Origin of the sequence: Kitasatospora sp. NPDC058218 (assembly GCF_042882445.1) — a bacterium.
Taxonomy (GTDB): domain Bacteria; phylum Actinomycetota; class Actinomycetes; order Streptomycetales; family Streptomycetaceae; genus Kitasatospora.
In genome coordinates this window covers 1-10,015 of record NZ_JBHVWC010000095.1, presented here as the reverse complement: position 1 = coordinate 10,015, position 10,015 = coordinate 1, and the positions used below count along the sequence as shown (strand labels likewise).

At 73.7% G+C, this 10,015-nt stretch carries 8 protein-coding genes; 5 read left to right on the top strand and 3 right to left on the bottom strand.

Annotated features, from left to right (window positions below; genetic code table 11):
- Window positions 1-208 precede the first annotated feature (208 nt).
- Window positions 209-460, bottom strand: coding sequence for a hypothetical protein (locus ACFVYI_RS39305; RefSeq protein ID WP_387894497.1), 252 nt, complete (start codon window positions 458-460; stop codon window positions 209-211).
- A 170-nt stretch (window positions 461-630) separates the two neighbouring features.
- Between ACFVYI_RS39305 and ACFVYI_RS39300 the strand changes: the two genes are divergently transcribed.
- Together ACFVYI_RS39300 and ACFVYI_RS39295 are read left to right on the top strand one after the other, a co-directional pair.
- Window positions 631-1,422 carry a hypothetical protein gene (locus ACFVYI_RS39300; protein WP_387894495.1) on the top strand — a complete coding sequence of 264 codons (792 nt, stop codon included), beginning with the start codon at window positions 631-633 and terminating at the stop codon, window positions 1,420-1,422.
- Between the two features lie 154 nt (window positions 1,423-1,576).
- The gene (locus ACFVYI_RS39295) at window positions 1,577-2,536 is read left to right on the top strand and encodes a D-2-hydroxyacid dehydrogenase family protein (protein ID WP_387894493.1); all 960 of its coding nucleotides are present in this window, start codon (window positions 1,577-1,579) and stop codon (window positions 2,534-2,536) included.
- A gap of 129 nt (window positions 2,537-2,665) precedes the next feature.
- Here the strand turns inward: ACFVYI_RS39295 and ACFVYI_RS39290 are convergent, their stop codons facing one another.
- Window positions 2,666-4,258, bottom strand: a complete 1,593-nt coding sequence (locus ACFVYI_RS39290) for a M4 family metallopeptidase (protein ID WP_387894491.1) — start codon at window positions 4,256-4,258, stop codon at window positions 2,666-2,668.
- A 156-nt stretch (window positions 4,259-4,414) separates the two neighbouring features.
- On the opposite strand from ACFVYI_RS39290, the gene ACFVYI_RS39285 reads away from it, so the two are divergent.
- Together ACFVYI_RS39285 and ACFVYI_RS39280 are read left to right on the top strand one after the other, a co-directional pair.
- Window positions 4,415-4,816 (top strand): GNAT family N-acetyltransferase, encoded by a 402-nt coding sequence (locus ACFVYI_RS39285; protein ID WP_387894490.1) that lies wholly within the window; start codon window positions 4,415-4,417, stop codon window positions 4,814-4,816.
- Window positions 4,817-4,957: 141 nt separating this feature from the next.
- Window positions 4,958-6,286 carry a hypothetical protein gene (locus ACFVYI_RS39280; RefSeq protein WP_387894488.1) on the top strand — a complete coding sequence of 443 codons (1,329 nt, stop codon included), beginning with the start codon at window positions 4,958-4,960 and terminating at the stop codon, window positions 6,284-6,286.
- 94 nt (window positions 6,287-6,380) lie between these two features.
- On the opposite strand, the gene ACFVYI_RS39275 is transcribed toward ACFVYI_RS39280, so the two are convergent.
- Entirely contained in the window at window positions 6,381-8,513 is a 2,133-nt protein-coding gene (locus ACFVYI_RS39275; RefSeq protein WP_387894486.1) for an amino acid adenylation domain-containing protein, read from the bottom strand.
- Between the two features lie 276 nt (window positions 8,514-8,789).
- On the opposite strand from ACFVYI_RS39275, the gene ACFVYI_RS39270 reads away from it, so the two are divergent.
- A complete protein-coding gene (locus tag ACFVYI_RS39270; protein ID WP_360640471.1) occupies window positions 8,790-9,614 on the top strand; it encodes an ATP-binding cassette domain-containing protein in 825 nt (274 codons plus the stop codon).
- Window positions 9,615-10,015: the final 401 nt, after the last annotated feature.

The window sequence follows — 10,015 nt, the reverse complement described above, 5'->3', positions numbered from 1 at the left end:
GGGCCGCGGGCGTGGGGTGCGCTCTTCGACCCAGCGCGCCCCGCGGGGGCACATCCCCGGGGGGGGCCGCTCGACCGGGATGCGGCGCCGTGCCCGGGGGCGGGCTCGGGAACGGGAGGTCGGCCGGCGAGGACCGTCCTCCTTCGCTCCCGGAGTTTCGCTTCCACCCGAGTCCCGGTGAAGTTGAAGCGGGCCGTGTGTGTGACGGCTACGTCTCGGTCCGGTTCTGAGCGTCGATGCGCTCGCGGCGCAGGGCGAGACAGACGGTGGCAGCGATGCCCCCGGCGACCGCGAGGGTACCGGCGCCGGTGAGGCAGCTGGTGCTGCCCGTGACGAGACCTGTTGTGAGCAGGCCGCCGGCCGACAGGAGGAGCTCGCAGCCGAGTACGCAGCCGACCGCCTCCGGCGCGGACCAGCGGGACGAGCCTGACGTGCTCGCGCGACGGATCTCTGTGGTCACGTGGGACTCCTTGTCGGAGGGGCGTCCGGGATGCGGTGGCTCGACATCCCACTTTTGACTGTGCCTCGGCGAGGAGGTTCACGACAGCTCCGCGAGTCTCGGGAAACCACCCTGAATCCGGAGACCCGAGGCCTGGCTCGCCGAAGCCCGGGGAGGTTAGGTTCGGATTCATGAACGTCCCGAGGAAGCGCTCGAACATTTCGCCGAACCGACCCTGGGGAAGTTGGGTGGAGGCAAGGCCGACCTTTCACGAGGGAGAGGAGGCGTGGCTGTCGGACACTCTTGTCCCCGTGGCGGGGGAGGCCTACCCTCCTAGGTTTCGCGTCGCCGTGACCTGCCGGGTCACAGATGTGACCGTGTGCGTACCGGTGAGGATCGAGCGCGGGGGCTTCGTGTTGCCGGGCATCGAGGTCACTCCCAGCTGTCCGGAGGCCTTCGGCGAGGCTGTCCCCGCTGTGATCAGGGGCCGGGCGCCGTGGCTGGCCAGGCTCATCGCCATGGTGCCCGACTCCATCGAGATCGTTTCAGATGGCAGTTGGAGGTGGGTTCCGGCCGCGTGGGGGTGGGGAGGTCCGACCGTGGAGCCGGGGCTCGCGGAGCTGGACAAGCCTGCGGTGGGGAGCACTCCGGAGCAGGAGCGTGCCTGGGCCGAGCAGCAGAAGCGCGAGCGGGCCCGCCTTTCCGAGGTGAAGAGGAGAATGTCCACGGAATGGCATGAGGAGACCGTTCCAGGACTGGAGGAGTACGCCGAGTACGTGCGGCACAGGAATTGGTCCAGGGCTGAACTTGCCGCCTTCTGCGAGAAGGACAGGAATATCTCCAGAGCGGAGGCGCAAAGGCAGGTCGCACTCGCCGTAGAGCTGGGTCTGATTCCGCTGGGCAAGGGGCGTGAGGTTGCAATTCCCCTGCCCCGATGGAACCGGTGGGCCCTTGAGGACGGTCGGACCAGCGGCTTCGGGTAAGGGTCACCGGTGGAAGGGCGTGCTGGTGATCATCTGCCGCAGAACCAGGCTCCCGCCCGCCGCGGTCGGTGCCATCACCGCGCACCGGTACCGCGCTGATCCGGTGTTGCTCGGGGTAGCGCCCTCCTCCGGGGCGGTCTGCGAGAGTGCGGGTATGAAACTTCGCTGTGCCGTACTCGACGACTACCAGGGTGTCGCGACGAGCATCGTCGACTGGTCACCGGTGACCGACCGGGTGGAACTGACCGCCTTTCCCGCACACTTCGACTCGGTGGACGAACTGGTCGACGCCGTCGCCGGCTTCGACATCATCGTGACCTTGCGCGAGCGGGTGGCCTTCCCGGCCGAACTGTTCGGCCGGTTGCCCCGGTTGCGGCTGCTGGTCGCCTCCGGGATGCGCAACACGGTGATCGACTACGCGGCCGCCCGTGCGCACGGGGTGACGGTCTGCGGCACGGCGAGCTCCGCCACGCCGCCGGTGGAGCTGACCTGGGCGCTCCTGCTCGGTCTCGCCCGGGGCATCGTCACCGAGAACGACGCGCTGCGCACGGGGGGTCCGTGGCAGAGCACCCTCGGCGCCGACCTGGCCGGGCGGCGGCTCGGGCTGCTCGGCCTGGGGAAGATCGGCGCCCTGGTGGCCCGGGTGGGCCTCGCGTTCGGCATGGACGTGGTCGCCTGGAGCCCGAACCTGACCGAGGAGCGGGCCGCGGAGGTCGGTGCCCGGCGCGCCGCCTCCAAGGAGGAGCTGCTGCGCGAGAGCGACTTCGTCTCCGTGCACCTGGTGCTGGGCGATCGCAGCCGGGGCCTGCTCGGCAAGGCCGAGTTCGCCCTGATGAAGCCGCAGGCGTACCTGGTGAACACCTCGCGGGCGGCGATCGTCGACCAGGAGGCGTTGCTCGCCGCGCTGACCGAGGGCCGGATCGCGGGTGCGGCGGTGGACGTCTTCGACGTCGAACCGCTGCCCGCCGACCACCCGCTGCGCACCGCGCCCCGGCTGTTGGCGACCCCGCACCTCGGCTATGTCTCGGTCGACACCTACCGCACGTACTACGGGCAGGCGGTGGAGGACATCGAGGCGTTCCTGGCGGGCTCCCCGGTCCGCGTCCTGGGCTGACCGGCCGCCCCACGGACCGGCCCGGCTGACCGGGGCAGCCGGCAGTCCGGCCGAACACGTGGAAGCGGCCCGCCGCCCCGGGAGACGCCCGGGGCGGCGAGCCGCCGCTGTGGTGCCGAGAGCGGGTCGTCAGCCGACCGAGACGGCGCTCCAGGCGGCCGCGACGGCCTTGTACTCGGTGCTGGTGGCGCCGTACAGGTCCTTGGCCGCGTTCAGGGACGCCGTGCGGGCGCCCTTGTAGTCCGTGGTGGACGTCATGTAGACGGTCAGCGCGCGGTACCAGATCGCGGCGACCTTCTGGTTGCCGATGCCCGTCACCGCGGAGCCGTTGCAGGTGGGGCTGTTGTAGGTGTACCCGTTGATGGTCTTGCTGCCGCTGCCCTCACTGGCCAGGTAGAACCAGTGGTTGCCGACGCCCGAGGAGTTGTGCACGTCGAGCTGGCCGACCTTGCGGCTCCAGCAGTCGGCGGACCGGCCGTCCAGGGAGGGCTTGTCCATCCGGCGCAGCCACGGCGGGGTGGACTGGTCGCTGAACAGGTAGTCGGGGGTGTCCACCTTGTTGTTGGCGTACCACTCGACCATGGTGCCGAAGATGTCGCTGGTGGCCTCGTTGAGGCCACCGGACTCGCCGCTGTAGCGGAGGTTGGCGGTGGCGCTGGTGACGCCGTGGGTCATCTCGTGGCCCATGGTGTCGAGGTCGACCTGCTCGGGGTCGGTGGTGCCGTCGCCGTCACCGGTCATCATGCAGAAGCAGGTGTCGGACCACTGGGCGTTGTCCCAGCTGTTGCCGACGTGGACGAAGACGGTGGCGCCCTTGCCGTCGTTCTTGATGCCGTTGCGGCCGAAGGTGTTCTTGTAGTAGTCGTACGTCCAGGCGGTGTTGGCGTGGGCGTCGACGGCCGCGGTGGCGCGGTCGGTGGAGAACTTCCGCCCGTCGCCCCAGACGTTGTCCGTGTCGGTGAAGAGCGTCCCGGAGCTCGCGTTGAGCGAGTTCGCCGAGACGTTGTGGGCGTCCTTGGTGATGTGCTTGCGCACCGGGTCTATCAGCGCGTACCCGCCGGACTGCGCGGTGGTGTCGATGGTGATGTCGCCGGTGTACTCGGAGTGGCCGGTGCCGCTGGCCTGGTGCTCGGAGTCGTAGGTCTCGATCTGCTCGCCGGTGGAGGCGTCGGTGACGACGACCTTCCCGGCGGGCTGGCCGTGGTCGCCGACGCCGGCGACGGTGGTCTTCCAGGCGAGCCGGGGCGTGCCGTCGGCGGCCCAGACGACCAGTTCGGGCGAGCTGGTCGCGGCGCCGATGGTCGGCGCGGCCTGGAGGGCACGGCTCGCGGTGGTCTGCGCCGGGACGCCCGGGACGATGGACTTCACCGCGGCGTCGTGGGCCGCCGCGCGGGAGGAGTCCTTGAGCCGGCCGCGGGCGTCCTGGTGCACCACCAGGTCGCCGCCGATGACGGGCAGCCCCTGGTAGGTGCGGTCGAAGCGGACGTGCTGGGTGCCGTCGGCGTCGATGACGACGTCCTTGACCTGAAGGTCCTGGCCGTCGCCGAAGCCGAACACCCCCGCGTTGTGGGTGACGTTGGCCCTGGCCAGGGTGATCGCCGCGGCCCGGTCGGTGGGGGCGGCGGATGCCGTGCCGGCCTGGAAGGTGACGGCGACGAGGGCGGCGGTGACCGCGAGGGATCCGGCCGCGAGGTGGCGGCGGTGAGAGGAGGTGGGGCTCACTCTGACTCCAGTCGGGGTAGCTGCAGGGAAAGAGCTGGATCAGAGATTGACGGTGAACCGCCAAGGACGGCTAGACATCTGATCAGATCTTGACCAATCTGTGTCCTGTACTGATCAAATCTGATCAGTCATGAAGGAGTGGTGAAGGGGGTCGTCATGACGATCCGGTACGGCTGGCGCGGGGACTTCGGCAACGACGAACTCACCGCGCTGCACGCCGAGGGATTCGGCGGGCCCGCCGGGCCGATCGACTGGCGTGCCCGGCTGGAGCGCCACAGCCTCGGCTGGGTCTGCGCCCGCCCGGCCGACACCGGCTGGCTGGCCGGCTTCGTCAACGTCGCCTGGGACGGCGGCGCCCACGCCTTCCTGCTGGACACCGTCGTCGCCCGCGCCGCCCGGCACGGCGGCATCGGCGCCGGGCTGGTCGCCACCGCCGCCGAGGCCGCCCGCGCCGCCGGCTGCGAGTGGCTGCACGTGGACTTCGAGGAACACCTGCGCCCCTTCTACCTGGACGCCTGCGGCTTCCGCCCCACCGACGCGGGCCTCCTCCGGCTCTGAGGCCCGCACCCGCGACCCGTCCACCGTCGCGGCCGTTGCCTCCGGCCACTGGCCTCCGACCGCCTGCATCCGACCGCCTGCCTCCGGCCCGCTGCCTCCGACCGCCTGCGGCCGGCCCCCGGCGGGCCGTACGCTCGCGGGATGGACGGATGGCTGGGGGCCTGGACGGGCGGACGGCGGGCGGTGCACCTCGGCAACGTCGCCGACTTCAACGAGCAGTTCTTCGCGCCCGGGGTGGACGCCGCCCAGCGGGCCCGGCGCCTGCGGCAGGCGCACCACTACGCGGGCATGGCGAGCTGCTACAGCCCCGAGCCGGCGCTGGTGGTCCTGCCGGGCGAGGTCGAGCGGGCCTGGATCGACTGGCTCGCCCGGGAGTTGGAGTGGGGTCCGGTCGAGCTGTACAGCGGGATCGCCCCGCAGGAGACGCTCGCGCGGGCCCTCGCCGGACGGCCCGCGCTGGCGGAGCGGATCGCCGCCGGCGGTCTGCCGGTGCTGCCCTGGGGGCGGACGGCGGCCCAGGGGGAGGGGCCCGCGCTGGCGGCCGTGCGGCGCTACGAGTCCAAGGCGGCGGCACACGGGCTGTTCACCGAACTGGCCCCGGCGCACCCCGGGATCGTCGTCCCCCGCCAGGAGCAGCCGGGCTCCCCGCGCCGCGCCGCCCGCCGGCTCACCGCCCGTGCGAGTCGCGGCCTGACCACCGTGCTGAAGAGCCCGCACGGCGTCGGCGGCTACGGAACGGCCGTGGTGACCCCGCAGGAACTGTTCGCGGCCGGCGGTGCCCGGGCCCTGCTGCGCCGGCTGGCCCGGGCCGAACTGCTGCCCCCCGGTGGGGACCTGCTGCTGGAGGAGTACATCGACGGCGGCCGCGCCGACCGCCTGCGCGACCTCACCTTCGACGCGGTGGTCGGTGAGGACGGCCGCGTCCACCCGGTCGGCGTCGGCGAGATGGCGGTGGACGGCACCCGCTACCAGGGGGTGACGGTCGGCCCGGGCGTGGTGCCGTCCGGCGCGGCGGCGACCGCCGAACGGTTCGGACTCGCGGTGGGCGAGCGGCTCGCCGCCGAGGGCCACCGCGGCTGGTACGACGTCGACTTCGTCACCGACCGCGAGCGCCGGCTCGCCCCCACCGAGATCAATCTGCGGCTCACCGGGCCCGCGATCGCGTTCGTGCTGCGGACCCGGCTGGACCTGGTCCGCGGGCCCGGCCATCTGGTCCGCACCCTGGACGCGCTGCCGCTCGGCGCCCGGATCTCCCAGGAGGCGCTCCACGACCACCTCGACCGGCTGCGCCCGCACTGCGCCCGGCTCGGCGCCACCGTCCTGCCGCTGGTGCCGACGGCGGGCTACGAGCCGGAGCCCGCCGTCGGCCTGGCGCTCGCCGCACACGGGGTCGAGGCGTTGGACGCCGCCCAGGCGCTGATCGGCGCGGGAAACCACGCGCTGGGCCGGATGTTCGAGGCCCTGCGCTGAGCGGCCCTGCGCCGAACCCGCCGAACCGGCCGAACCCGCCGGGAGCGCCGAGAACGCCCTCGGCTCCCCGGGAGCCCGGGGAGCCGAGGGTGCGTCACTTTCGCTCGGACGGCGGCCGCCAGGCGAGGAAGCGGACCACGATCAGGGCCGCGGCCATCAGCGCGATGTTGAAGACGTAGACCAGCACCGCCTGCCGGGGCCAGTCCGTGGGCGAGCTGGTCCGGTACAGGTTGTCCTGCGGCCACCAGGAGGCCAGCAGCCAGAACACCGACAGATGGGCGGCGATCGAGAGCCAGGGCGGCCGGCCGTACCTGGCGATCACCGCCGGCCCGGCCACCAGGAAGGCCGCGCCCAGGCCGAACGAGACCCACTCGGCGAGGTACAGGAGGCGGAACCAGAGGGTGTACGTGTCGGGCACCGCGGAGAGGTCGGTGGAGCCCGGCCAGAAGGAGTCGGTGAGCACCCAGGCCGCGACGGCGAAGGGCAGGGCGACGAAGGCCCAGCCGCACCCGGTGAGACCGGCCTCCCCGGCCCCGCCCGCCCGGCCGCCCCCGGCCTTGCCACCGCCGCCCTTGTGGCCGCGCGAGCCGCCCGAGCCGCCCTTTCCGGTTCGGGGACCGGTGGAGTCGCGCGGCGCCGGCAGCGGCAGGGAGCCGCGGTCGAGCTTGCCGGCCCTGGTCCGGGGGAGCGCGGGCAGCGGCACCACCGCGGTGGGCAGCTCCCCGGCGGGCAGGCGCTTCGTCAGATGGGCGGAGAGCGACCACGCGTCCGCCCCTTCGGCCTCCGGGCCGGTCACCGCGTACCCGACCAGGGCGCGCCGCCCCGGCTCCGGCTCCACCTCGGCGACGGCGGCCTCCCGGACCGCCGGGTGCGAGCGCAGCACGCCCTCGGCGGCCGCGGCCGCGGTGACCCGCTCGACCACGTCGGTGGCCCGGACGGAGTCGACCGGCCCGACCACGGCCTCGGCGCGGGCGGTGAACTCCAGCACGCCGTCCTCGCGGACCCGCCCGAGGTCGCCGGTCAGCAGGACCCGGCCGTCCGGGTCGAAGGCCGCGGGGCGGAACCGGCGGGCCGTCTCCTCGGGCCGGTTCAGATAGCCCCGGCCCAGGCCCGCACCGGCCACGGCGATCTCGCCGACCGCCCCGCGCGGGGCGGGCCCGCCGTCCGGGCCGAGCACATGGATCCGGGCACCGGGGAACGGCTCGCCGACCAGCGAGACCCGCTCACTGCCCTCTCCGCCCGTCGCGCCGGCCGCGTCGAAGTACGTGCTGTCCACGGACGCCTCGGCGAGTCCGTACACGTTCAGCACCCGGACCTCCGGGCCGAGCAGCCGCTGCAGGCCCAACTGCTCGTCCAGGTACCACTTCTCGGCGCCGACGGTGAGCAGCCGCACCCCGGGCAGCGCGCTGCCGGACGCCGTGAGGTGCGCCCGGAGCCGCCGCGCCGTACGGACGTTCAGCTCCAGCACGGTGATGCCCTCGGCCGCCACCAGGGCGGGCAGGTCGGCGATGTCGGCGCTGCGGTCCAGGGTGAGGTTGCGCGGCGCGACCACCAGGGTGGCGCCGGTGCACAGCGCACGCACCCAGTCCGCGGTGAAGACGTCGAACTCCAGGCTCGCCGTCTGCAGGATCCGGTCGTCGGCGCGGAGCCCGTACACCGCGCGCCAGCCCCGGTAGGCGGCCAGCAGGTTGCGGTGCTCGATCAGCGCACCCCGGGGCAGGCCGGTCGAGCCGGAGGTGAAGAAGACGCAGGCCAGGTCGTCCGGTCCGGTGGCCACCGTCGGCGGACCGGCGGGCAGTGCCGCGACCGCCCCGGCCGCCGAGTCCACGCACACCACGGCGCGCCCGCCGGCGTCCGACAACCGCACCCGGTGGCTCTCCTCGGTCACCACCACGGCCGGAGCGGCCTCCGCGAGCACATGGCGCAGCAGCGGGTCGGGCGCCCCCGGCTCCAGCGGTACGTACGCGCCGCCGGCCTTCAGCACCGCGAGCAGGGCGACGAACACCTCCGTGCCCCGGCCCAGTGCCACCGCCGCCCGGCCGCCCGGCTCCAGCCCGGCCGCCACCAGGTGGCGGGCCAGCCGGTCCGCCCGCGCGTCCAGCTCACCGTAGGTCAGCTCCCCGGCACCGCAGCGGACGGCGACCGCGTCCGGCGCCCGCCGTGCCTGCTCCTCGAACCGCCCGTGCAGCGTCCCGGCGCGTCCCACCGGCTCCGCGTCCCACCCCATCCGTCCAGCCCCCTTCACATCGTGCTTCGCTCCGATCCTCCCGCCAACTGCCGCCCGAGAACAGGGGCGTGCGGACCGGCCGACCGGCCCGCGCCCCGTCCCCGCCCCCGCGCGCCCCGGGCCGGGGGCGGCCGGTCCCCGTCCACACCTCGGACACCCCCGGTCGCCGCCGGTGTGACGGTTGTACTCTGCACGCGGACGGCCGGTGCCTGCCCACCCGGTGCGGTGCCGAGCCCGCACCCTGCCCGGCGCCAACCCCACGGAGGCCCGCCCGCCATGAGCACGTCCGATCCGCTGCCCGCCGGCCCGCTGCTGCGCACCCGGGACGTCGACGTCGTCCGGGACGGCCGCCACCTGCTGCGCGGGATCGACCTCACCATCGAGCCCGGCGAGCACTGGGCGCTGCTCGGCGCCAACGGCGCCGGCAAGTCCACCCTGCTGGCGCTGCTCGGCGCGGTCTCCCATCCCACCCGGGGCGAGGTGGACGTCCTGGGCCGACGGCTCGGCCGGGTCGACATCCGCGAGCTGCGCGCCCACCTCGGGCACGTCAACCCGCGCCACCCGCTGCGCTCGCCGCTCACCGTGCGCGAGGTGGTGCTCACCGGCCTCACCAACACCATCGAACCGGACCTGCACCGCAAGCCGTCCCCCGAGGAGCTCGACCGCGGCGAGCGGCTGATCGAGACGCTCGGCATGACGGCGCTGGCCGAGTCGCCCTGGCCCACGCTCTCCCAGGGGGAGCGCGGCCGGGCCCTGATCGCCCGAGCCCTGATGCCCAGCCCGCGGCTGCTGCTGCTCGACGAGCCCGCCACCGGGCTCGACCTGACCGCGCGCGAGCTGCTGCTGGACAGCCTGGACCTGCTGCGCCATCAGCACCCGGAGCTGGCCAGCGTGCTGGTCACGCACCACCTGGAGGAGCTGCCGGAGAGCACGACGCACGCGCTGCTGCTGCGCGACGGCGAGTGTGTCGCGGCCGGTCCGGTGGACGAGGTGATGACCACCGAGCTGGTCAGCGCCTGTTTCGGTCACCCGATCCGGATCAGTCGGCACGAGGGCCGCTGGAGCGCCCGCGCAGCTGCCCGTCGGACGCCCGGCCGCTGAGGGCGGGGCCCGGGCGGGGAGGGGCGGCCCGGGCGGGACAGGCGGGACAGGCGGGAAGCGCGCTGCAGAAGGGGCGGGCCGGACCGGAAGGACGAACGGCCGGTGGTGGCCGGAATTGGTCGGTGCGCTGACGGCACGCCGCCCGCCCGGCCCGTCCCCACCTGCGTGGATCGGACTCGGCCCCCGGTGTAGACGGCAAAATCAGATGTCCCTAAGGTATGCCTTAGCTAAGTGGGTGGGGGGCACCGGTGGCCCCGGTTCCCGTACCCACGCTCAGCCATGCCCAGAATCGTCTGCCTTCCCCGCTGGAGCCCTCATGTCCGCCCGTCGTTCCACCGCAGCCGCGCTGCTCACCCTTGCTGTGGCGACCGCCGCGCTGGCCGGTTGCTCGCAGAAGAAGG